This window comes from Clostridium sp. CCUG 7971 (assembly GCF_017590215.1).
In the GTDB taxonomy this organism is placed as follows: domain Bacteria; phylum Bacillota; class Clostridia; order Peptostreptococcales; family Peptostreptococcaceae; genus Faecalimicrobium.
The window spans coordinates 1-24,919 of record NZ_JAFFPK010000011.1 but is presented as its reverse complement, the minus strand read 5'-3'; the positions used below and the strand labels follow the sequence as shown (position 1 = coordinate 24,919).

28 protein-coding genes are annotated in these 24,919 nt (G+C 27.8%); all 28 read right to left on the bottom strand.

What is annotated here, in order from left to right; translation table 11 throughout:
• Nucleotides 1-724, bottom strand: a 724-nt coding sequence (locus JWF52_RS01995) for a biotin/lipoyl attachment domain-containing protein (RefSeq protein WP_208331676.1), incomplete at its 3' end; no start/stop codon positions are given.
• 328 nt (nucleotides 725-1,052) lie between these two features.
• Nucleotides 1,053-2,525, bottom strand: a complete 1,473-nt coding sequence (spoIVA, locus tag JWF52_RS01990) for a stage IV sporulation protein A (protein ID WP_208331675.1) — start codon at nucleotides 2,523-2,525, stop codon at nucleotides 1,053-1,055.
• An 84-nt stretch (nucleotides 2,526-2,609) separates the two neighbouring features.
• Nucleotides 2,610-3,632 carry an NAD(P)H-dependent glycerol-3-phosphate dehydrogenase gene (locus JWF52_RS01985; protein WP_208331674.1) on the bottom strand — a complete coding sequence of 341 codons (1,023 nt, stop codon included), beginning with the start codon at nucleotides 3,630-3,632 and terminating at the stop codon, nucleotides 2,610-2,612.
• Between the two features lie 30 nt (nucleotides 3,633-3,662).
• A complete protein-coding gene (gene plsY / locus JWF52_RS01980; RefSeq protein WP_208331673.1) occupies nucleotides 3,663-4,268 on the bottom strand; it encodes a glycerol-3-phosphate 1-O-acyltransferase PlsY in 606 nt (201 codons plus the stop codon).
• A 23-nt stretch (nucleotides 4,269-4,291) separates the two neighbouring features.
• Entirely contained in the window at nucleotides 4,292-5,617 is a 1,326-nt protein-coding gene (gene der, locus JWF52_RS01975; RefSeq protein WP_208331672.1) for a ribosome biogenesis GTPase Der, read from the bottom strand.
• A 14-nt stretch (nucleotides 5,618-5,631) separates the two neighbouring features.
• Nucleotides 5,632-6,960, bottom strand: coding sequence for a DUF512 domain-containing protein (locus JWF52_RS01970; protein ID WP_208331671.1), 1,329 nt, complete (start codon nucleotides 6,958-6,960; stop codon nucleotides 5,632-5,634).
• 162 nt (nucleotides 6,961-7,122) lie between these two features.
• A complete protein-coding gene (locus JWF52_RS01965) occupies nucleotides 7,123-7,323 on the bottom strand; it encodes a capping complex subunit for YIEGIA (protein WP_208331670.1) in 201 nt (66 codons plus the stop codon).
• Between the two features lies 1 nt (nucleotide 7,324).
• The gene (locus tag JWF52_RS01960; RefSeq protein ID WP_208331669.1) at nucleotides 7,325-8,257 is read right to left on the bottom strand and encodes a YIEGIA family protein; all 933 of its coding nucleotides are present in this window, start codon (nucleotides 8,255-8,257) and stop codon (nucleotides 7,325-7,327) included.
• A 20-nt stretch (nucleotides 8,258-8,277) separates the two neighbouring features.
• Nucleotides 8,278-9,210 (bottom strand): YIEGIA family protein, encoded by a 933-nt coding sequence (locus tag JWF52_RS01955; protein ID WP_208331668.1) that lies wholly within the window; start codon nucleotides 9,208-9,210, stop codon nucleotides 8,278-8,280.
• A 52-nt stretch (nucleotides 9,211-9,262) separates the two neighbouring features.
• Nucleotides 9,263-10,582, bottom strand: coding sequence for a HAMP domain-containing sensor histidine kinase (locus JWF52_RS01950; protein ID WP_208331667.1), 1,320 nt, complete (start codon nucleotides 10,580-10,582; stop codon nucleotides 9,263-9,265).
• A gap of 25 nt (nucleotides 10,583-10,607) precedes the next feature.
• Nucleotides 10,608-11,297, bottom strand: a complete 690-nt coding sequence (locus tag JWF52_RS01945) for a winged helix-turn-helix domain-containing protein (RefSeq protein WP_208331666.1) — start codon at nucleotides 11,295-11,297, stop codon at nucleotides 10,608-10,610.
• Between the two features lie 18 nt (nucleotides 11,298-11,315).
• A complete protein-coding gene (gene pgeF, locus JWF52_RS01940) occupies nucleotides 11,316-12,026 on the bottom strand; it encodes a peptidoglycan editing factor PgeF (RefSeq protein ID WP_208331665.1) in 711 nt (236 codons plus the stop codon).
• Nucleotide 12,027: 1 nt separating this feature from the next.
• Complete coding sequence (nrdR, locus tag JWF52_RS01935; protein ID WP_208331664.1) at nucleotides 12,028-12,486, bottom strand: transcriptional regulator NrdR; 459 nt, start codon at nucleotides 12,484-12,486, stop codon at nucleotides 12,028-12,030.
• A 22-nt stretch (nucleotides 12,487-12,508) separates the two neighbouring features.
• Nucleotides 12,509-12,772, bottom strand: coding sequence for a YlmC/YmxH family sporulation protein (locus tag JWF52_RS01930; RefSeq protein WP_208331663.1), 264 nt, complete (start codon nucleotides 12,770-12,772; stop codon nucleotides 12,509-12,511).
• A gap of 89 nt (nucleotides 12,773-12,861) precedes the next feature.
• A complete protein-coding gene (locus JWF52_RS01925) occupies nucleotides 12,862-14,580 on the bottom strand; it encodes a bifunctional diguanylate cyclase/phosphohydrolase (protein WP_208331662.1) in 1,719 nt (572 codons plus the stop codon).
• Between the two features lie 74 nt (nucleotides 14,581-14,654).
• On the bottom strand, nucleotides 14,655-14,774 hold the full coding sequence (locus JWF52_RS01920; protein WP_208331661.1) for an AgrD family cyclic lactone autoinducer peptide: 120 nt from the start codon (nucleotides 14,772-14,774) through the stop codon (nucleotides 14,655-14,657).
• A 74-nt stretch (nucleotides 14,775-14,848) separates the two neighbouring features.
• Complete coding sequence (locus JWF52_RS01915) at nucleotides 14,849-15,511, bottom strand: accessory gene regulator ArgB-like protein (protein ID WP_208331660.1); 663 nt, start codon at nucleotides 15,509-15,511, stop codon at nucleotides 14,849-14,851.
• Nucleotides 15,512-15,523: 12 nt separating this feature from the next.
• Entirely contained in the window at nucleotides 15,524-15,985 is a 462-nt protein-coding gene (locus JWF52_RS01910) for a hypothetical protein (RefSeq protein ID WP_208331659.1), read from the bottom strand.
• A 138-nt stretch (nucleotides 15,986-16,123) separates the two neighbouring features.
• Nucleotides 16,124-16,897, bottom strand: a complete 774-nt coding sequence (gene sigG / locus JWF52_RS01905) for an RNA polymerase sporulation sigma factor SigG (protein WP_042271558.1) — start codon at nucleotides 16,895-16,897, stop codon at nucleotides 16,124-16,126.
• A gap of 87 nt (nucleotides 16,898-16,984) precedes the next feature.
• On the bottom strand, nucleotides 16,985-17,707 hold the full coding sequence (gene sigE / locus JWF52_RS01900) for an RNA polymerase sporulation sigma factor SigE (protein WP_208331658.1): 723 nt from the start codon (nucleotides 17,705-17,707) through the stop codon (nucleotides 16,985-16,987).
• A 34-nt stretch (nucleotides 17,708-17,741) separates the two neighbouring features.
• The gene (locus JWF52_RS01895; protein WP_286183959.1) at nucleotides 17,742-18,521 is read right to left on the bottom strand and encodes a sigma-E processing peptidase SpoIIGA; all 780 of its coding nucleotides are present in this window, start codon (nucleotides 18,519-18,521) and stop codon (nucleotides 17,742-17,744) included.
• 471 nt (nucleotides 18,522-18,992) lie between these two features.
• The gene (gene ftsZ / locus JWF52_RS01890) at nucleotides 18,993-20,159 is read right to left on the bottom strand and encodes a cell division protein FtsZ (RefSeq protein WP_208331657.1); all 1,167 of its coding nucleotides are present in this window, start codon (nucleotides 20,157-20,159) and stop codon (nucleotides 18,993-18,995) included.
• A gap of 105 nt (nucleotides 20,160-20,264) precedes the next feature.
• The gene (locus JWF52_RS01885; RefSeq protein WP_042271548.1) at nucleotides 20,265-20,618 is read right to left on the bottom strand and encodes a small basic family protein; all 354 of its coding nucleotides are present in this window, start codon (nucleotides 20,616-20,618) and stop codon (nucleotides 20,265-20,267) included.
• A 62-nt stretch (nucleotides 20,619-20,680) separates the two neighbouring features.
• A complete protein-coding gene (locus JWF52_RS01880) occupies nucleotides 20,681-21,382 on the bottom strand; it encodes a DUF881 domain-containing protein (RefSeq protein ID WP_286183958.1) in 702 nt (233 codons plus the stop codon).
• A gap of 11 nt (nucleotides 21,383-21,393) precedes the next feature.
• On the bottom strand, nucleotides 21,394-22,098 hold the full coding sequence (locus JWF52_RS01875) for a DUF881 domain-containing protein (protein ID WP_208331656.1): 705 nt from the start codon (nucleotides 22,096-22,098) through the stop codon (nucleotides 21,394-21,396).
• 29 nt (nucleotides 22,099-22,127) lie between these two features.
• A complete protein-coding gene (locus JWF52_RS01870) occupies nucleotides 22,128-22,868 on the bottom strand; it encodes a cell division protein FtsQ/DivIB (protein WP_208331655.1) in 741 nt (246 codons plus the stop codon).
• A gap of 177 nt (nucleotides 22,869-23,045) precedes the next feature.
• Nucleotides 23,046-24,326, bottom strand: coding sequence for a UDP-N-acetylglucosamine 1-carboxyvinyltransferase (gene murA / locus JWF52_RS01865; RefSeq protein ID WP_208331654.1), 1,281 nt, complete (start codon nucleotides 24,324-24,326; stop codon nucleotides 23,046-23,048).
• 76 nt (nucleotides 24,327-24,402) lie between these two features.
• On the bottom strand, nucleotides 24,403-24,919 hold a 517-nt coding region (locus JWF52_RS01860), incomplete at its 5' end, for a UDP-N-acetylglucosamine--N-acetylmuramyl-(pentapeptide) pyrophosphoryl-undecaprenol N-acetylglucosamine transferase (RefSeq protein WP_286183957.1).

Sequence of the window (24,919 nt, the reverse complement as noted above, 5' to 3'; positions counted from 1 at the left end):
TTTTTAAACCTATACATACATCTTGATTTATTTTAAATAGTTTTGATTCTTTCTTATCTACACATACTGCTATATACATATTATTATTATCTACTATTCTAGCTACGGTATCTCCCTCTTTAACTTTCTCTTCATTTTCATTAGTTTCTTGGAAGTTGTTATTAGCTGACTTTATATCCTCTTTGCTTATACTATTTAGACTTTCTAAATTATATTTTTCTTCATTTTCATCAAATTTATAAGATAAAATACCTGATATACTACTGTTTATATTTTTCATGTTTTTATTTTTTTTACTAATTAATACCTCTTTTTGTTCTTTTTTAGTTTGTAGATTTTTTAATGTTATCTCATTACTTAATTTACTAGATTTATTCTTTGAGCTTTTGCTTGTCTTTTCAAGTTCTTCAATTTCTTTATTTAGTTCATTTATATCTTTATTTAAATCTTCAATATTATTGCTCATGTATATGCTTCCTATGTTTTGAGACTTCCTAACTTTTTCATGTTCTTTTGCTGATAAATTCAGTTCCCCACTTTCAGGTGCTTTTACTAAGTATTCATTTCTTATTATTAATCCCTTTTTTGTTATCTTAGCTTCTAAGTCTTCATTTTCTAATAAGAAAGTTGTTGTAGTTTTACCAAGAATTAATAATAAAACTTGAAATATAATATAAATAAAAACTCCCAATATTAATATATTAGAATATTTGACTTTTCTCATAGCACCATCCCCTATTTCGGTTAAATTATTTATACTATTTCTTCAAATCATATTGTATTCCCTTTTACTCATTACAATAAAAACAATACATACTTTTATTATTTTCTACTAAAATATTATGATATTTTCAATATATTCCATTAACTAATTACATTCATCAAAAATTCTTTTCACTTTAGCTACATATTGGCGAATGATTTCATGACTCTAGGGATATTTCATTTATGTTCAATTTTAAATATATGTTTTTTAAAATTATAAAAATAGTTTATAAAAATAAAAAAAGGACAAGTTTTAATTTATAAAACTTGACCTTATATTTTATTGATTATAATAATATAGTAATTATGTTACTGCTGCCTTCATTAATAATTTTTTGTAATGTTCTTTGTATTTTTACTCTTATTTCTTCTGGCATAGTATATAACTTACTCTGTAGTTGCTCTTTTACTAAGTCATGTAATGACTTCCCAAACATGTTAGATGCCCATATTTCACTTGGATTTTGCTCAAATTCATCTAATAAGTATTTAATCATTTCTTCTCCCTGATTTTGGTTTCCTACTATAGGAGATACCTCTGTTGATATATCTGCTTTTATTATATGAAGAGATGGGGCATTAGCTTTTAATTTTATTCCATATTGCTTTCCTTGTTTAATTATTTCAGGTTCTTCTAAGCTAAGTTCATCTAAAGATGGAGCTACTACACCATATCCTTTAGTCTTAGCATCTACTAATGCACTTTCTATTTTATCATACTCATTTTTAACTCTAGATAATTTAGTAACTAAACTTAATAACTGATGATCTCCTTCTATTTTGAAACCACTCTTCTCTTCTAATACATTATAGAATAATCCTTGTTTTGCAGTTAAATCAATACTTATAACCCCTTCACCAAGTTCTACATTATCTACTTCTGTATCTTCTAAGAATTCTAATTCTGAAAATCCTTGTACGATACTATCTATATCTCTTATTTTTCCTATTTCTGCTATACTTTGTTTTAATGTAAATATTATATTATTTTTAATCCAGTGATTATTTTCTAATCCTTCTACCCATTGTGGTAAATTTATTCTTATTTCATTTAATGGGAAATCATATAAAACTGTTTCTAAAACATCTTCTATATCATCTTCATCCATTGCCACTACATTTAATGGTACTATTGGTGCATCATATTTTTCTTCTAATTCAGCTCTTAAAGCTTCAGTTTCTTCGCTATATGGATCTAGTGTATTTAATACTATTGCAAACGGCTTATTTAAAGATTTCAATTCACCTATTACTCTTTCTTCTGCTGAAACATAACTTCTTCTATCTATTCCTGTAACAGAACCATCTGTTAAAACTACTATACCTATTGTTGAGTGGTCTCTTATAACTTTTTTAGTTCCTATTTCAGCTGCTTTTTCAAATGTCATAGCGTCTTGTGACCATGGAGTTGATACTAATCTTTGTTTTCCTTCTTCTTCGTGGCCTAATGCACCATCTACTATGTACCCAACACAATCAACCATTCTTACTTTCATAGAAACATTGTCTCTAATTTTTATTTCTACTCCATCAGCTGGAACAAATTTAGGTTCAACAGTCATTATTGTTTTTCCTGATCCACTTTGTGGAATTTCATCTTGAGTTCTTTCTTTTTTGAATTCATTTTCTATGTTCGGTAATACTAATTTTTCCATGAACTTTCTTATAAATGTAGATTTTCCTGTTCTTACAGGCCCTACTACACCTATATATATATCCCCTTGTGTTCTTTTCGCTATGTCCTCATATATGTTGTTCATATAATTCCCCTCCTGCATATAGTTTCTTAATAAATTATATTTTAGGGATGTCATTATTATTACAAAAATAAAAAAAAGCTAGGATTAAAATCCTAGCTTGTCATTTACTATTTCTTCCATTTCATGAGTTTTATTTCTCATCATTAATTCGATTACTACTTCATTAGCATTTGAACCTTGATGTAGAACAGAATATATGGCATTTGTTATAGGCATATCTATATTTAGTTTTTTTGCAACTTCATATGCTACTTCTGTAGCTGTTATACCTTCAACTACCATTTTTACTTCTTTTAATGTTTCATCTAAGCTCTTTCCTTGTCCTATAAGTATACCAGCTCTTCTATTTCTACTATGCATACTTGTACAAGTAACTATTAAGTCTCCTATACCTGAAAGTCCTGCAAATGTAGATACATTAGCTCCCATTGCGGCTCCAAGTCTTCCAATTTCACTTATACCTCTAGTCATTAATGCAGCTTTTGCATTATCTCCAAGGCCTAATCCATCACATACACCTGCTCCAAATGCAATGATATTTTTTAAAGCTCCTCCAAGTTCAACTCCTACTATATCAGGATTTGTATAAACTCTAAATTTAGGACTCATAAAAACATCTTGTACAACTTGAGCTATCTCTAAGTCTTCTGATGCTACTACTACTGTAGTTGGTATATCCTTCGCGACTTCTTCTGCATGAGATGGTCCAGATAAAGTTACATATGGATTGTTAGGTAGTTCTTGTTCACAAACCTCTGATAACCTAAGACCGGTTCCTTTTTCTAAACCTTTTGCAACATCAACAAGTATTTGTTCTTTCTTTACAAATGGCTTTATACTCGCTGAAACACTTCTTATAGCTTGTGATGGAACTGCTAAGACAATAATTTTACTATTTCTTACGGTTTCTTCTAAATTAGTACTTACAGTTATATTATTTGGAAATAATATCCCTGGTAAGTAATCTATATTTTCTCTAGTTTTATTTATTTTATCGGCTTGTTCTTCATTTAAAGTCCACATACTTACTTCGTAGCCTTTTTTCGCTAGTACTAGAGCTAGGGCACTACCCCAACTTCCTGCTCCTAATACACATATTTTTTCCATGTTAAACACCACCTAAACATACTAAAATTATTATTTCTTTTGTCCTATTTTTCTTTCAGTTCCTTTTAGTAATCTTTTGATATTTTCTCTATGAGTATATATAACAGATATAGTTAAAAACGAAGTTACTAATATACCCTTTTGATTTTTTGAAAACATCATTATTATCGGAGACATAGCTATTCCAACAACTGATCCTAGTGAAACATATTTTGTAATTGCTACAATTACTATAAATACTAAAAGACAAATTAATGCAATTATAGGATTAACTGCTAGCATAGCACCTAATGAAGTTGCAACACCTTTGCCGCCTCTAAATCCTAAGAATGCTGGCCAGTTATGTCCGCATACAACACCTACAACTGCTACATATCCAGCAGTAACTACATCTAATCCTACTATTTTAGCTATCATTTCAGATATAAATACAGCTACTATTCCTTTTAGTACATCTCCTATAAAGGTCATTGCTCCTGCTTTTTTCCCATGGGTTCTAAGTACATTTGTTGAACCTGCATTACCAGACCCTTGTGTTCTTATATCTTCCCCCGTTAGTCTCTTAGCAACTATATAAGAAGTGGATATGTTTCCTAAAAGATATGCAATTATTATAATCATTATATAACTAATCATATTAACCCCCTTAGGTAAAACTATTACTTTCTATTTTTTTCTCTGTATTCAAACTGTACTGGAGTACCTTCAAATCCAAAGTTTTCTCTTATTTTATTTTCAAGATATCTTTGGTATGAGAAGTGAGTTAGATTCTTATCATTTATAAATAATGTAAACTTAGGTGGTTTAACTCCTGTTTGAGATCCATAGTAAATTTTTAATCTCTTACCTTTGTCTGATGGTGGTTGATTTAACATTACTGCTTCACCTATTACATCATTTAAAGCTGAAGTCGAAACTCTCTTAGCATGTTCACTTGCAACGTATTCAACTGTTTCTAATATTTTGCCCATTCTTTGGTTAGTCTTTGCTGAAACAAATATTGATGGTGCATACATCATGAACGGGAATTTTTCTTTTACTTCTTTAGTGTAGTTGTTTAATGTATGGTTGTCCTTTTCTATTAAATCCCATTTATTAATTACAAATACGCATGCTTTACCTTCATCATGAGCTATGCCTGCAACCTTTGTATCTTGCTCTGTAAATCCCTCTGCAGCATCTATTACTATTAATACTACGTCAGCTCTATCTACTGCTGCCATTGATCTTATTACACTGTATTTTTCTACATTTTCATATATCTTACTTTTCCTTCTAAGTCCTGCAGTATCTATTAAAAGGAATTTTTGTCCATTTTTTTCTACATAAGTATCAACTGCATCTCTAGTAGTTCCTGCTATTGGACTTACTATAACTCTTTCTTCTCCTAATATATTATTAAGTATCGAACTTTTTCCTGCATTAGGTTTACCAGTTATAGCTACTCTTATCATATCTTCGTCATACTCAGTATTTAATCCTTCTGGGAAATTCTGAATAACTTCATCTAATAAATCTCCAAGTCCCATACTATTTGCACTTGATATAGCAAAAGGCATACCAAGTCCTAATTCATAAAAATCGTATACATTATCAAATTGACTTTGACTATCTATTTTATTAACTACTAGTATTACTGGTTTTTTAGTTTTTCTAAGTATTTGTGCAACTTCTCTATCTGCTGCTGTTAAACCAGCTTTTCCATCTACAACAAAAAGTATAATGTGAGCCATATCCATAGCAAGCATTGCTTGATTTCTCATGTGAGATAATATTATATCTCCAGTCTCTGGCTCTATACCTCCTGTATCTATTAATGTAAAGTAATGATTTAACCACTCTACTTCTGTAAATATTCTATCTCTAGTAACTCCTGGTGTATCTTCTACTATAGATATTCTTTTTCCCGCTAATTTATTGAATAATGTTGATTTACCAACATTAGGTCTTCCAACAACTGCAACTACTGGTCTATTATCGCTCATAATATTCTCCTTTCTTATTTTAAAATTTTATCTACAAAGTCTTTTCCTTCATTTAAGCAAGGTATAACTTCAATTTCCATAGTTTTTATTAGTTCTTCTAAAGTTATATTATCTAAGAATATTTCCTCATCAGCTTTAAGCATACTTCTTGGAATATATAAAGTTTCACCTAAATCTTTATCTTTTAACTGATCTATTATATCTGTTGCAGTTATAAGCCCTGAAACAGTAATTGTCTCTCCAAAGAAGTTGTTTACTATTTTATAAACATTTATTTCTAGATTGCTATATTTTTCCATTATATCATTAGCCATACTTTTTATAAATTCATATGCAGAGTGACCTGTAGCTATTGATACTTTCTTATTTTTAGATATTTTATCTGGTTTTAGTATTTTTAGTTGGTCTTGTATTTCTCTTTCAAGTTTACTAATCATACCTACACCATTTTCAAACTGTATAAATCCTTCATATTCATCATAATCTAATAACTTTTTATTAGCCATTATATAAAATTCATCTGATAAGAATATAAATCTTGTTCCTAATTCTTTAAGATACTTTTCTTGTAACTCATTTACTAAGTCAATAGCTTCTCCTGCTGTTTTTTCATTGAATATTTCTAAATTTGGAAGATGTTCTCTATGTTTAGTTATTCCAACTGGAACTGCCGCTGCACTATTTACATATGGGTATAATTTAGATAAGTCCGATACCGTTCTAATTAATTCTTCTTTATCATTATATCCAGGACATAATACTATTTGACAGTTCATTTGTATCTGAGCTTTTGCTAATCTTTGCATTATACTGTATAATCTTCCTGCAAATTTATTTTTAATCATCTTTTGTCTTAACTCAGGATTTGTTGTATGAACTGATATATTTATAGGACTTATTCTATATTTTATAATATTATTTATATCTTCTTCACTCATGTTTGTAAGAGTTATAAAGTTACCTTGTAAAAATGATAATCTTGAATCGTCATCTTTAAAATAAAGTGTTTCCCTCATTCCTTTTGGAAGTTGGTCTATAAAACAAAATACACATTTATTTCTACAACTTTTAGCTTGATCTATAATAGGATTTGTAAACTCTATTCCTAAATCTTCATCATAATCTTTTTCTATTTCGTATACATATACTTCTCCATTGATTTTTTTTACTTCAACTTCTAAGTATTCATCACTTAATAAAAATCTATACTCTATTATATCGTGTACTGCTTGATCATTTACTGAAATTAATAAGTCTCCAACTTCAATACCTAATTCATTTGCAATACTACCCTCATATACTTTACTTATTATGTTATTTACTTTTTTAACATTTACTTCCATAAATTATCACCACTTTTCTTTCGTAAATACATCATATTATAATACCATGTTTTGATAAAAATAGTCAATATTCCCCATAATTTAAAAGGTACCTATAGGTACCTTTTAAGCAACGACCGATTTTATATAGTCATTAGCGACATAAGTAAAACAAATTTTAAATTAATGTTTAACTATAATTAATGTTCCATTAGTCATATCATGAACCATACCACTTACACATTTTGCCATAAGCATAGCTTTATGTTGTAAATCTTTTTCATTTTCTGCGTAAAATATTGGGCATCCTCCGCCATTTTTCATTTCTTTATTAGTTGTTATTATTGCTAGCGTATATTCATTTAATCCTATATTCATTCCCATACTACATACTTCCTTTCTTACCTATTGTGTAATTTTTTAATGATAAATTTTTTCCCTTAGCACTTGATAAAATAGGACATGATTTTACTGCTTCTATTACCTTATCTATATCTTTTTCTATAGGTATATATGCTATCATTATACTTTCATTCTTAGGATTACGTCTTGGAAGTGGCACAAATGCAGGCTCATTATGTTCTCTAAGTAGTCCTAATCTTGAATATATATTATATAATATTGCTTGTCTTTGACCTGGGTCATATAATATACCTGCATTGGTATAACTTTTATCTTTAGGTATAATTTCAATTCCTATACCTTTAGTTAAATATCTTTTTCTATCACTTTCAAGACCTATATTTGTTATTCCTTTTAAATCTCCTATTTGCATTATTGAACCATCTACAAAGCTTATTTTAGCTTCAACAACATCTGCAATATCCCCTATACTTTCTCTTCTTAACAATCTTTTAAGCATAAAAGTTAAAGCTAAGCCCGAAACTCCACTTATTACTAAACTTATAGTTTTTCCTATATTAGTTTCGGATATAATTATATAATACATACCTACCGTAATAAGAGATGTTGTTATACACATATAATTCCTTACTTCATATGTTCTTGCTATCTCTTCTATAAATGCCTCTCCTCTTTTTACTAGTTGAACATCTTCTAAGTTTTGAAGAGTGTTTCTTCTGTTTTCTCTTACTTGCCTAAACTGTTCCGCTGCTAATGATAAAAATGTTATTGAAGTATATGACCTATTTATTAAAGCAGGAACTAGTAGTGCACCTAATGAAGATGCTACGAATGCAAGTACAAGCTGAGATAATAATATATTTGGCTGAGCTGGGTATTGTTTTTGATCTAGATTTAGCATTATAAGTCTAGATATCATACCTATTGCAAGGCCTGTAAAAAATACTCTATCCATTTTTCCACCTCTTTATCTAACTATTGTGTTTTCATCTTATATGCACTTTGTTTTCCTTTAGCTGTCTCTATAATAGGAACACTCTTTATAACTGCTATCATTGTATCTATATCCTTTTTTATAGGTATATACGGTAAAACAACCGTCATCTTATCTAAATCAGTTCTTGAAGCCGTTATAATATCTTTTTCGTCTACATCTTTATCTATTCCCATATGAATAAATATATTATGTATTATTGCATCTCTTTGGCCTAAATCATTTACTATTCCAAAGTCACCTATACTCTTTGGAATTATTTCTATTGCTAAGCCTTTTTCTAGATATCTCTTTTTAGTGTCTTTTAAACCTATATTAGTTATTACAACATCATTTACTTTTAAAATAGATCCTTCAAAATGTATTTTAGCAGGAACTACATCTGCTATATCCCCAATACTACTTCTTCTTAGGTATCTTTTAAATATAAGCCCAACTATAACACCTGCAATAATTGCTAGACCTGTACAGAACCAAAATCCTAGGTCATACCTTCTTGCAAATACTATATATACTACAGATGCTGCTAGAGCTGAGAATAAGCTTATATAACTTCTCGCCTCATAAGTTGTAGCTATTTCTTCCACATATGCGGATCCCTTAGGAACTAATTCCGCATTATCAATATTTTCTAATGTAATTCTCTCTTGCTGGGCTAAACCTTGAAATTGTTGTATTGCAACTGCAAAAAATGTTAATGCTGAAAACTCTTTATCTAAAAGAGCTGGTAACGCTATTGCTCCAAGAGATGCGGAAAGTCCAGATATTATTATTTGTTCTAAGTAATCTTGAGGTCGACTTGGATATTGTCTATCTGTAACCCTTAGTACAAATCCTCTACATAATATTCCTATAACTAGGGCAACTACAAATGCATGTCTAAATAGGTTATCATTTATTATACTGTCATTCATTGTTTCAACTCCTTTTATTTTGTACAACTAATTTATAAATTTCCTTATAAGCTTAGTTTGCACAAAAACAAAAAAAATTTCCTTTATTAAAGGAAATTTTTTTAGGTATAGTAACAATGAATTCGCTGCCTTGTCCTAATTGACTATTTACATTTATAGTTCCACCTATATTCTTTACTATATGTTTAGTTATGGCTAACCCTAGACCCGTTCCACCTACATCTCTACTTCTAGCCTTATCGACCCTATAGAACCTTTCAAATATTCTGTAAATATCTTCTTTAGGTATACCTACACCTTCATCAATTACTTTTATAACTATATTATTATTTTCTAAAGTAACTACTACATTTACATTTTTATTATCAGGTGTATATTTGATAGCATTATCTATTAAATTTAAGAATATTTGTTTTATATAGTCTCTATTAGATAAAACAAATATTGACTCATCACTAAATTCATATGATAAATTTATATTTTTAGATTTAGCTATATAACTTGTTAAATCATATACTTCTTTAAATACCTCATATACAGATACATTATCATATGACATATTTTCATTATTTTCAATAAATGATAATAATAAAATATCATCAATCAATCTTTTTAATCTATCTGATTCACTCTCTATTATTTCTAAAAATCTATTTCTTGTTTGTATATCTATATTTTCATTTAGCTTTAATGTTTCTACAAATCCACTAATAGAAGTTAATGGCGTTTTAAGTTCATGACTTACATTTGCAACAAAGTCACTTCTCATATTTTCTAATTTAACTTTTTCAGTAATATCTTCTATATTAATAATAGAACCAATTATTATGTTATCAAAATCTTGAAGATATATTGGATCTAAATTAACTTTATATACTACATCATCTTTAGTTTTAAGCTGTAAACTTTTACTTTTTTTTGATCCTTTAAATAATATTATTTCTTTTAATATTTTTTCTTCTTTTATTACTACGTTGATATTATTTCCTTCTATAGATTTATTTGTATCACATTTTAATATTCTTTTAGCTTCTTCATTTATTAGCATTATGTTCCCATTTATATCTACAGCTAAAATTCCATGAGATATACTTTTTAATATAGATGTCATTTGGAGATGATTATATTCAACTTCTGCTATTGTGCTATCCATTATTTTTATCATCTCATTAAAGTTCTTAGCTAGTTCACCAAGCTCACCTTTAGCTGATATATTTAACCTTGAATTAAATTCTTTATTGCTTATTCTTTTAGAAACATAAATAAATTCCTCTAAATATCCTCTTAAGCTTAATGTATATCTTATAGATATTATTGCTATAATTACTGAAACTAGGGCAATAAAAAATAATATTCCTTGCAATTCTTCCATAAAATAGTTCTCCTAAATAGTTCTTTTAATCAACTTTATATCCTACGCCTCTTATTGTTTGTATATATTTTTCAGAACTACTATCTCCTTCTATTTTTTTTCTAAGATATCTAATATGAACATCTACAGTTCTAGTTTCTCCATAGTATTCATACCCCCAGATTTTATCTAAAAGATGATTTCTAGAAAGAACTTTTCCCTTATTTTCAATAAGTAATTTTAAAAGTTCAAATTCTTTAAGTGTTAATTCTATTTTTTCAGTTCCTTTATACACTTCATGCTTATTTAAATCTACTTTTAGGTTACCAGTTGATAGTATACTTTCTGCACTTTGTCCATTAATATTATACCTTCTAAGTACAGAACTAATCCTTGCTAATAGTTCCTTTACACTAAATGGCTTAGTTATATAATCATCAGCCCCTATTTCCAAACCTTCTACTTTATCATTTTCCATATTTTTTGCTGTTAACATTATAACTGGTATTTGTTTTAAAAATTTGTCACTTCTTATTTTTTTTAAAATTTCTATACCACTTATATTAGGCAGCATCCAATCTAATAATATTAAATCTGGTTTAGTTTCTTTCGCCTTTATATAACCGTCTATGCCATCATATGCATAATCAACATCATAATTTGAAGTTTCTAAGTTAAATTTTAGAAGCTCAACTATATGTATTTCATCGTCTATAACAAGTACCTTTGCGTTCATATTAAGTTTATCTCCTATCTATTTTATCTCAAGTATCATTCCTATTCTTTGTGGAGTTTTATCATGTTTTCTATAAGAGTGAAACTTATGGCAGTTACAACTTGTGCATAAGTTTAAATTAATTATATTATCTTCTTTGACTCCGCTAGATTTTAGGACATATTCATTAACCTTCCATAAATCTAAATAATACTTATCTTCTTTTATTATATAGAATTTTTCACTGCAGTTTGTAAGATTTATGTTAAATTTTTCAACTAAATCTTTAGAAACTTCATAACAACATGGTCCTATTGATGGCCCTATAACACAAACTACATCCTTAGGATTTGTATTATAATTATTTTTCATAACTTCTATTGTTTTTTCTGCTATTTTATCGTAAGTTCCTCTCCATCCTGCATGCGCTAATCCTATTGCTTTATTCTTTTTATCTATAATAGCTATTGGTACGCAGTCTGCTGTAAATATTAATAAAGGAACTTTTTTTATATTTGTTACTAATGCATCGCCTTCTCTTTTTTCACCTATATTATTTTCATTAACAACATTAACTATATCTGAATGTATTTGTATATTACTAGTTAAGTTTTTTATTTCAAAATTTTTGCTTTCACATACATTTTTCATATCTTCATGTAATTTAGCATCTACATTTTTAAGGGTTATGGCTAAGTTTGCAAATTCAATATTTTCTTCAATTTCTTTTACAGTTATATAATTATTCATTTTAGTCTCCTTTTTCCATTAGTATGTTCTTTAATTCTATAACAAATGTATTTATATCTTTAAATTGTCTGTATACAGATGCAAATCTTACATAGGCTACTTCGTCTAAATCTTTTAGCTTATCCATAACCATTTCCCCAATTTTTTCAGTTTCTATTTCTGTTATGTAACACTTATTTATCTCATTTTCAACATATGATACTACTTCTTCTATTTGTTCTAATGAAACTGGTCTTTTTTCGCAAGATTTTAATATTCCATATTTTATTTTTTCTCCATCAAAATATTCTCTACTATCATCCTTTTTTATAACCATAACAGGTGTTGTTTCTATTTTTTCATAAGTTGTAAATCTTTTTTTACAAGATTCACACTCTCTTCTTCTTCTTATAGATTTACTATCTGTATGTCTTGAATCTATTACTTTAGATTCTTTATAGTTGCAGTAAGGGCATTGCATTATTATTTCCTCCTTAGATTTGCTATATGTTAAATTCGTCTAAATTAAGTTCTGATCCTATATTTACTATTATAGTGTCACATCCTATTTTTAGTATATCATTCCAAAATATTACTTGTCCTTCATAACCTCTAGAGAATATTCCTCTTCCACAATCTCCTGTTATTGTAAATGACATTATTTTACCTTCATTTGTATCCATATCTATATCAGTTATAAAGCCCATCCTTTTTCCATTCTTTACATTTATGATTTCCTTTTCCATTATATCAGATACTCTAATCATATTATATAATTCCTCCTTTTAAAATTAAGTAGTCTTATAAGAATAAATATGTTCTCGTCCAAAAAAAATGACCTATCTAGGTCATTTTTTTAAAAGTTGTCCTTATATTTTTCAAGCATCTTTATAAATTCTTCCACTAATTGTGGATCAAACTGAGTTCCCGCATTAGCTCTTAATTCTAAAATCCCTTCTTCATGACTTCTCCTAACATTATACGGTCTATTAGATGTCATTGCATCAAAACTATCAGCTATTGTAAGCATCCTTGCTAAATAAGGAATTTCTTCTCCTTTTAATCTATCTGGATAACCAGATCCATCATACCTTTCGTGATGATGCTTTATAAGAGATATAAATGCTTCAAATGGCTTTATATTTTGTATAAGGTCCACCCCAGCTTGAGGATGGTCTCTAAACATTTGAAACTCTTCATCTGTAAGCTTTTCTTTTTTATTTAATACTTCTTCAGGTATTTCTAATTTACCTATATCATGTAAATAAGATGCAATTTGTATCTTAACTTGATCCTCTTCAGATAAATTAAGTGATTGTGCAAACCATTTAGTATAAATTACAACTCTTTCTGTATGACCATACGTATACCTATCTTTTATATTTATCATACTTATAAGAGATTTTAGTGACTTTATTCTATCTTCATTTATACCTATTTGCCTACATAAATCATCTAAAACACTGTGGTAAGATTCAACTCTATTTTTATTAAACGATTTAGCTCTATAAAGAGCATCATCTGCTGTATTTATAAATTGATGTTTACTTGTAGCTCTTGTTGGATAAGATGATACTCCTATTGATATTGTTATATTTTTATCTGGTTGGTTTTCTTGTCCTCTAAAATTAGTATTTTGGATAGACTGTCTTATTTTCTCACCTACTTTTATAGCATCATTTTCATTTGTATTAGGTAGTATTGCTGCAAATTCTTCACCACCATATCTTGCTACAACATCATCTTCTCTAACACATATTTTTAGTATTTTACCTATTTCTTTTAGCAGTACATCTCCTGCCTGATGACCATTTACATCGTTATAATTTTTAAAGTAATCTATATCCATAAATAATAATGATACTTCATTATTATTTTTATCAGCATTATCCATAGCTTTTCCAAGATACTCTTGAAAGTATCTATGATTGTATAATCCTGTTAACTCATCTCTATTTGCTATATTTTTAAGTTCTTTACTATGCTCTCTTTCTATATCCACATACATACCTAATATAAATGCAGTCACAAATAAAGCGCTTATTATTATTAAATCACTTTCAAAGTATACACTTAGAGTTTGTTTTCCTTCATCACTTGCTAAAAAGTAACCAATTATTATCGGTCTATTCTTAACACTTATAAGAAAGTCTATTATAAATATTAGTATCGATGAGAATGTAGCAACCCATATACTGTAGTTTTTCCCAAACTGTATAGCTCCAATTAATACTACAAATACACTAATTAGTTTATATCCACTAGATTCTATACCAGTAGAGCATACGACTATAGTAAATATAAACAAGGTAAAGATAGTTTCTATTAAATCTGTTAGTCTTGGCTTTTTATCTATCCTGTCTTTAGTATGAGTTGCCATCCATGAAAGATACCCTAATATAGATATTAAAATTAGGGTAAATATTATAGGCGTGAATATAACATCTTTAGCTTCTGTTGGAGCTTTCGACGCACCACTAGATATTGCCACCATACTTAGTATTATATATATTACTTTCAGTAGTATTATTATTTCACATACTTTATCATTTCTTTTTTTATCAAAGTTACTCATATTCTATCACCTAAAATAGTTATCTTTATCTAAACAAAACCATAAGGATGCATTTCCTTATGGTTTTTGATTATTTATTCTTCTCTTAATGACTCTGGTACCTCTGCTTCAAAGAACATAAACGCACAAAATGTTGATGCTCCTCCAGCTACCTTTGCTAATAAATCTGATACAGAGTTAAATAAAAATTCCATTCTGTATACCCCCCCTTATCTTAAAGTTAAATTTATTTTAAAATAACTTACATGTTACCTTAAAAACAAAATATTTATATATTCAATAATTTTTCTATATTGTAAAAAATAGTATCTAACATACAAATAAATTTTGAACCTATATTAGTTACAACAATCATTTGCAAACCTATTCCTAAAAGCACTGATATCCATATTATCTTTACACTTTGTATGCTAAATATCAAATACATTATACTTAGTAATAATATTATTAATAAATACATATTTATTAATTTAAATGCTTTTCTCTTTAGCTTTTTTCTTGTACTCTCTTTTTTCATAGGCTTATTTTTTGATGGTACTGGGCAATTTTTATATACTATGTAATAAGAAAAACTTAAAGTTATAATCGTTAATAAAGTTAATTCCTCAATATTTAATGTATTTTTTAAGTTTTTAGATGCTATAGATAGTATAAATGACAATAATACTCCTATTATAGCACATCTTTCAGGAGTAGATGCATGAACACCACCTGTATATCTTTTTAGCCAAGCAGTTGTAACAGATATAATCATCATTTCTAATACCATACCTGTTATTAATCCAACCAAAAATGTTATTACTACACCTATACCGGTATGTAGCATTACAAATAATCCATAATTTAAAACAGCCTTTTCTTCAGATGTTTTATTTAACTTTGTACCTAATTTATCTGATAGGTTTAACGATATTTTCTCTATACATCCCATAATTAACCCTCTTTATTCAGATCTACTAATTTTATTTTTAATTCCTTTAAACATAAATACTAATATTAGTATTATTATTAAAGATGGAAGGGTTATTAAAGCTCCCGATATCTCTTTGTTCATCAATGTATTAATTGGTATTTTTAAAATTGCAGTTGCTATAATCGAGTATATCCCTTCACTTAATACTAATGCTATCCAAACTGTACATGTTGTTATCATAGTCTTTATTATGTCTTTGCCTGAAAGTTTGAAAATTATTAATCCAAATGATATCATAGCTAACATAGTATGTACTCCAAAATTTATAGGCAATAACCTTATAAATACAATAGTAAGACCTAATAAAATTCCTTTTTTAAATACTTGCTTTGTATCTATACTATTTCCTAGTAACATCATCCCCGATAACACTAATACTAAACTTTCCGGAAAAGTTCTTACAAGTGTGTAAACTATAGATGATTCTAGCATTATTGTTCTCCTTTTATTAATTTTTGCATATACTCCATTATACCATATTTTGCATATATTTTTCATTTAATTTCATTTTACTGTAAATTTTCTTAAAAAAATAAGAGTTAGCATAATATATGTTAACCCTTATTTTTTCTATATATATTTTTTCATATTTTTTAAAGCATTTTTTTCTATCCTAGATACTTGAGCTTGAGATATACCTATTTCATCAGCTACTTCTATTTGAGTTCTTCCCTTGTAAAACCTTAGATCCAATACTAACTTTTCCCTACTGTTTAATTTCTTTATAGCCTCTTTAAGAGCTATTTCTTGTAACCAATTTTCATCTGTATCCTTTTTATCTTGTACTTGATCCATTACAAATATAGCGTCTCCGTTGTCCTGATATACTGGATCAAATAATGATATTGGGTCCTGTATTGCATCTAATGCCATAACTACATCTTCTACTGGTAATTCTAATTCTTTTGATATTTCCGATACCGTCGGTTCTTTTGCATTAGCTCTTACTAGTCTTTCCCTAACTTGTAGTGCTTTATATGCTATATCTTTTAATGATCTACTTACTCTTATAGGATTATTATCTCTTAAATACCTTCTTATTTCTCCTATAATCATAGGCACTGCATAAGTTGAGAACCTTACATTCTGACTTAAATCAAAGTTGTCTATAGCTTTTATAAGTCCTATACATCCTATTTGGAATAAATCGTCTATATTCTCTCCTCTGTTATTAAATTTTTGTATTACACTTAGAACTAACCTTAAGTTTCCCCTTACAAATTGTTGTCTTGCTTCTTCATCTCCATCTTTTATTTTCAAAAGAAGCTCCATCATTTGGTTGTTTTTAAGAACGGGAAGCTCAGATGTATTTACACCACAGATTTCAACTTTATTAATTTGCATACATTTCAGTCCTCTCTTAAAAGTTTTATCTATATGAAATTATTTACACATCATATATTTTTATACTTTTAAGAGAGAATTATTTATTTATACAAATTTTTTCATTTCTTTTTTTAATCTTGAAATTATTTTTTTCTCAAGTCTAGAAATGTAAGATTGAGATATTCCAAGGATATTAGCCACTTCTTTTTGAGTTCTTTCCATTCCTCTATTAGTTAACCCAAATCTTAATTCCATAATTTGCTTTTCTCTATCTGATAATCTATCTAATGCCATAACTAATAAGTCTTTGTCAATTTCTTCTTCGATAATCTTATATATCTCATCATTTTCTGTTCCTAGCACATCAGATAGCAAAAGTTCGTTACCATCTAAATCTACATTTAATGGTTCATCAAAAGATACTTCCGTCTTTTTCTTATTATTCTTTCTAAGATACATTAGAATTTCATTTTCAATACATCTTGATGCATATGTAGCTAGCTTTATATTCTTATTTAATTTAAATGTATTTACCGCTTTTATTAAACCAATTGTACCGATAGAAATTAAATCTTCAACATCAATTCCTGTATTTTCAAATTTTCTAGATATATATACTACTAATCTTAAGTTTCTTTCTATCAAAATAGCTTTTACACTTTCATCATTTTCTAATTTTTGTAACAGTTCATTTTCTTCATCTGCTTTTAGCGGTGGAGGTAATATATTGACTCCACCCATGTAATAAATTCCTTTAGGTTTTATTATACCCAACTTAATTAATATAGATATAATTCCATTCATAATTTTTGACATTAGCAACTTCATCTTTTATATCCCCCTTAATTTTATCTAATTGAATTTACATTAATATGCTTGGATTTAATATTGCGCTATACTCATCATCCTCGAAGTTTGATATCCCTAAAACTACATTTCCAATCTTACTTTCATCAACCTCTACATAATCAGCTTTTAGACCTAAAATAATACTCCCCTTATTACTCCCTGCATGTTTATATGGTATAAGCCTAACCTTAGATGATATATCGCCATCTAATAAATTTATTATTTCATCAACCTTAACTATATCTAAATCTTTATCATAAGAATTTATTAATATATCCGGAATTATTCCTTTTAATACTTCTGATTTCACAATAATAACATCATTATTGCTCATAGGATCTTTTAATAAATTACCACTATCTAATAAAGCTTCACAGCTACAGCTATTGCCTAATAAATTTATAGTTATGGTCTTTTTTAATTCTTTAATTTGTTTAAGTATTTTTATATCCTTGTATATGTATTTAAGCAACTCACAGCTAGCAAAAGCACAAATTATTATGAAGGATATTTTCATATGGTCTATACCCGTAAAATAAATTATAAAATAAGTACTTCCAGATATAAAAATATTTACCAAATAAAAAACAAGCGCTATGCTTATGTACTCTTTTTTATTCTTATATGTAAAAGATATTAATGTTATAAGAGTCATAATTAACACTTTAAATGGCAAAGTAAATAGTATATCTAACTCCGGATAAATATATGCAACTGAATATAGCATTCCTACAAATGCACCTAAGTATTTTTTTTTATTAGGATTATATTTTTTGTAAGAATAGAAGTACAACTTATAATAATATAATTTATTAATAGGTTTTCTATAATGTAATACTCCATGTACATCACAGATTCCCCCTTTTACTTTTAAACCTTTGTGTATATTATAAATTAGTATGCATAAAATTTTATGTCACTTTTAACAGTCGAAACCAAATTAATTTATTATTAAAAATAACAAAAAAAGAAAGCATTTTGCTTTCTTTTTAATATAAAAAATAACTCAAGTATTTATATATTTTCTAATATATCGTTGATATTAGCTCAATTTCATACTAATATTTATTCATTTAATGTAAATTATATGCTTATTTTCAACTTTTAAGATTTATAAATTAATTTGCACATTTAGTCTATTAGGGTTGGAAATTGCTATAAAAATTCACGTTGCTTAAGTTAATTAGTTAATATTATAAATTTTATAAAAAGCAGATAGTTTCTAATATCTTTATATAAAAAAAGAAGTCTATTAGACTTCTTTTTATCTTCTTCTTCTTAAGAAAGTTGGTATTTCCATATCATCGTCCATAACATTCATTTTTTTAGGTTCTTCTTTTTGAAGAACTATTTCTTCTCTAACTTCTCTTTGTTCTACAACAGGAGCAGGTTCTACTTCTGATTGTCTTATAGAAGAATTTAAAGTTGGTCTTGAACTCATTTTAGGTCTCTCATTTAATTCAAATGATAAATCTTTACTATCATCAAATCCTGTAGCTATTACAGTTATCATTATTTCTTCTCCAAGATCTTCTCTTATAGAAGCCCCAAATATTATGTTAGCTTCTGGATCACAAGATTCTTGAACTAATGTAGATGCTTCATTTATTTCTAATAATCCTAAGTTAGATCCACCAGTTATATTAAGTAATACTCCTCTAGCTCCTCTTATTGAAGTTTCTAGAAGTGGTGATTGTATAGCTTGTCTAGCAGCTTCTATAGCTCTATTCTCACCTGAAGCGTTACCTAATCCCATATGAGCTAGTCCTTGCTCTTTCATTACTGATGTAACGTCAGCAAAGTCTAAGTTTATAAGTCCTGGTACTGCTATAAGGTCTGATATAGATTGTATACCTTGCTTTAATACATCATCTGCTATAGAGAATGCATCTAGCATTGAAGTATTTTTTTGTACTATTTGTAATAATCTATCGTTTGGAATAGTTATTAATGTATCTACCTTAGATTTTAATTCAGCTATACCGCTTTCAGCATTTTTCATTCTTACTTTACCTTCAAATAAGAAAGGCTTAGTAACAACTCCTACTGTAAGTATTCCCATTTCTTTTGCTAGTTGAGCTATAACTGGCGCTGCACCTGTACCTGTTCCTCCACCCATACCAGCTGTAACGAATACCATATCTGCACCTTGAAGTACTTTTACTATTTCATCTTTACTTTCTTCAGCAGCTCTTTTACCGACTTCAGGGTTAGCTCCTGCTCCAAGTCCTCTTGTTAATTTCTCACCTATTTGAATCTTATGTTCAGCTTTTGATGTATGCAAAGCTTGTTTATCTGTATTAACAGCTATAAATTCGACACCTTTAAGTTGTGCCTCAACCATTCTATTAACCGCATTGTTTCCTCCGCCGCCTGCGCCGATTACTTTAATTTGCGCAAGGCCATCTGTTTCTAGGTCAAAGTTTAGCATTTATAAACCTCCTCATTTTATGATTGTAAGTAAATGTATGTATTAATTATATCATTTAATCTTTCAATTTTGTTAATATTTAACTAACTTATTCCACAAAAATGTTTATTTTCCTCTTTTTTTATTACTTAAATTTGCAATAATATGTCTCCTAATTATCGATAAATTGTCAAATAATCTCGACCCAAATACTAATATAGCGACATAATAAAGCGGTAGACCTAATCTATCTCCTATATATGTCAATATTATAGCTAATAATGCATTTCCTATAAACCCAGTTATGAAAATTATATTATCATATTTACCTTCAAATCCAGACTTAACTGCACCAAATATTGAGTCCATTGTTGCAAGTATTGCAACAGACATGTATAGCGAGTAATCCATAGTATAAGTAAATGGAATATAATATCCAACTACTACTCCTAATGCTAATCCAGCTAATATCCATATCATAAATAATCACCTTCTTTATTTTACTTTGAAACACCTACATTTTTCAAGTTTTTTAATGCTTTTTATCTAGATTTTTCATAAGAATTAATGACTATATCATTTTTTTCTTGTGCTTTTACATAAATTCCATATCCATCTTTTAATAAATTAGCATAAGACTGAGGTGAAATTATAGAAGCCATTAAACTATCAGCCTCTCCTATAGCTTTTATAACAAATGGTTGTCCATATGTTATATCATTAACAGTTATAGTTGCCCCTGAACATTTTATTCTACTTGTTGGTAATAATCTCTCTCCATTTATAGATAAAGCCTTAGCTCCTGATTTTTTTAAATCATTTATTATCTTAAGTACATCTATGTCATGAACAATAAAATCATTTGGATTTTCACCACTTGTAACTTCTTTTTCGCTATCTTTTATTGTTACTATTAACCCTTCGCCTTTTATATCTGTATATCCGCTTAATTCTTTAATTTTTTTTAATTCTTCTTCTAATAAATCATTTATTGATTTATTATCATCTTCTAATACTTCTTCATATTTTTTAACATATTCTTGTAAATCTGATTTTGTTTTTTCTAATTTTTCTATATTATTTTTACTTAATTCTATTTTATTTTCTAGTTTCTTTTTTTCATCTAAACTTATGTATACTTTAGATGAATCAAATGTTTTTAAATATGTAGATATTAATATTCCCGCTACGAAAGCTCCTAAAATCACCATTTTTTGCTTAATATTTTTTCTTTTTATATTCATTCTTTTACCTCTTAGTTATCATCAAAAGAATGATTTATTTTTACTTCATGATTATACCCATTTATTTTTACTTTCTCTTTTTTTTCAATTTCAACTTTAACATCATAATACTTTTCCATCTCCCAAACGATTCCGTATTTAATTTGAAGAGCTGACGATAAAGTATCAGAATCTCCTATAGCCTCTATAGTAAAAGGGGCTTTTATTTGTGTATTATTTATATATAACTTATCTTCTTTTAATTCAATATAGCTATTTCCAACAACTCTTTCATTATTTATTGATATAGCATTAGCTTGAGCTGAATTTAACTTATTTATCATAGATAAAAGCAAATCATAATTATATATAATACTATCATTTGAGTCTTCACTTTTAATACTATCATTATTAGGTTTAATTTTTACTTCAATACCTTTACCTTCTACATCAGTAAATCCAGCTAAAATTTCATACTTTTTTATTTCAGATTGTATAGCATTTTCTCCTTTGTCACCTTTATACTTATCTATACTTTCTTTAAGCGCGTTGACTTCTAGTTTAAGTTCATCTTCTTTTTTCTTTAAGCCTTTCAATTCTACGGCTAATTCTTTTCCTTTTTTAGATGTAGTCATCCCATTATTCTCTAAATTTAAAGTTTTTAATTGCAAACTTATAAAAATACCTAATATTGTACTGCAAATTACCACACTCTTATAAGGAATTTTTCTCTTCAATAAAATCACTCCTTATTTAACGCTATCTATTATGGTTTATAAACTGCATAGTTTCCATAAGTTAAATCGATAGTCCCTTTTCTTTTAATGTCATCTTGTAAATCTGATATTATATAACTCATTCTAGAAATATTATAATCTAAGTCTTTATCATTTCCTAATATTATTTTAATATCATCTTTTGTGTACATATTTATAATATCATCTTTTGAATAATTTACCTTAACTATTTTTTTATAAAGATTATTTTCCTTCATACATTCTAGTAGGTATAATAACCCTTTTTTAGTGTCTTCATTCTTAAATTCTATATTGTTATTTTCATCTATTGTATAGTCTATGTCTACTATTGGGCTACTTTCTTTATCACTTATTTCCTTTATTTTTTCTATATAATTTCCTTCTTTGTCTATATAGCAATAATCATCTTTATCTTTAATAATTGCATAAATTTCCTTTTCTTTTATTAGTATTTGTAGCTTATCTGGGAGCTTTCTTTTTACTTGAACTGTTTCTACATACGGATTTCTTAATACTATTTTTTCCATTTTACCCATATCATACATAAATATATTTTTGTCTTTTCTTATATCTAAATCTTTTAATATTTCATTTTTTTTAATTTTTTTATTTCCTTCAATTTCTACCTTATTAGTATTAAATAAAGAACTATTTAAAATAGAATACATTCCTATTGTTATCATTAATAAAAAACTTAATAATATCATTAAATTACTAGCGTTAACTCTTTTTTTCTTTTTCTTTTTCAAAATACTTACCTCCTTTTTACATTTTTATTTATAAGTTTACTTATCTATAAGCAACATAATCTAAATATTTTTATCTATACTTATAAATACAACTTTTAACATACAATCTCCTACAAAATATACTTTATAAATTTTAAAACAGTATCACTCAAGATTATATGTAAAAAAATAAAAGGCTTAACAGCCTTTTACCTTTTCAATATCTTCTATTTTGCATATATCTGAACCTAAGCCTCTTAATACATTTTCAATATTTTCATATCCTCTTTCAACGTGATATATATTTGATACCTCAGTCTCTCCTTTAATCGCTAAAGCTGCTAATATTAAGGATGCCCCTCCTCTTAAGTCCGGAGATTTAACTTTTGCTCCATGCAAACTATTTACACCTTTTACCATGCAAATATTATCTGTTATATACTTTATGTTGGCTCCTAATCTAATTAATTCTGCACAATGCATAAATCTATTTTCAAAAATTGTTTCATAAAATACTGTAGTACCATTAGCTAATGCCATAAGTGACATTAATTGAGCTTGCATGTCTGTAGGAAAACCTGGATGAGGTGCTGTTCTAACTAAATCTATAGCTTGTATAGTTTTGGGAGATTTAAGTATAAGTCCATCTTTAGTATATTCTATTTCACATCCTACATCTCTTAATTTATCACATATAGGTTCCATATGTGGTATAACTACTCTATCCACTTCTAGTGTTCCTCCTGTTATTGCAGAGGCTACCATATATGTTCCTATTGCAATTCGATCTGGTATAACAGTATATTCTACTTCATGTAACTTATCTACACCTTCTATTTCTATATAACTAGTTCCTGCTCCTTTGACTTTTGCTCCCATTTTATTTAAAAAATTTTGTAAATCTTCTATCTCTGGCTCTCTTGCTGCATTACATATTTTCGTTATACCTTTCGCTTTAACCGCTGCAAGAATTGTATTTTCAGTAGCTCCTACACTAGGAAATTCAAAGGTTATTGTATTTCCTACTAGTTTATCTTTATAACATCTTATAAATCCATTTTCCTCTTCTATTCTTATTCCCAACTGTTTAAGTGCTTTTAGGTGTAAATCTATAGGTCTTGAACCTATTGCACATCCTCCTGGATAACTTATTTTTGTGTAATCTAATCTACCTATCATAGCACCCATTACAATTATTGATGATCTCATTTTTCTAACATATTCTTCATCTATTTCCATCGAATTTATATTCGAGCTATCTACAACTAAAGTTCCATACTTATAATCTACTTTACACCCTATACTTTCTAAAATCTTTATCATTACATATACATCAGATATATCTGGTACATTATGAATTGTACTTATATTTTCGTTAAGTATAGTCGCTGCAATTATGGGTAGTATTGCATTTTTAGCTCCCCTTATATCTAACCTACCCTCGATTTTATTTCCTCCCCTAATTATATACTTAGACAAAATTAAACCCTCCTAGCGTTGTATATTAAATTATAGTGCCTATAATTTTAATATTATGTACTAGAAGGGCTACATGTTACTTTTTCTTTATTCCTATTACTTTAGGTTGTTTTTCTTGTTCTTCATTATTTTCTACATTTTTATTTTCTTCATCATTTTTTTGAACTTTAGTTTCTTTATTTTCTTTTTTAGATGAAGTTTTTTGCTTATTGTTAGCATTATAAATTTTCATAACTTCATTATATATTAAGTCTATAGCTTCTGGCTTTCCTATCGCTTTACTAGCATTTTCCATATCTATTAAAGCCTCTTTATCTCCTAAAAGTTTAAATACAGCTTCATTTAGACTTTGAGGAGTTAAATTTTTCTCAAGTATAGCTATACCTGCACCTTGCTTTTCAATACTTTTTGCATTGTATTCTTGATGATTTTCCGCTGTATAAGCTTTCGGTATTATTATAGATGGCTTACCAAGTGCTGTTATTTCAGCTAAAGATATTGCTCCTGCACTACCTATAACTAAGTCACTTGCAGCTAAAGCATTTGCCATATCTTCTAAGTAAGGAACTATTCTTTGATATGGTTTTAAGTTT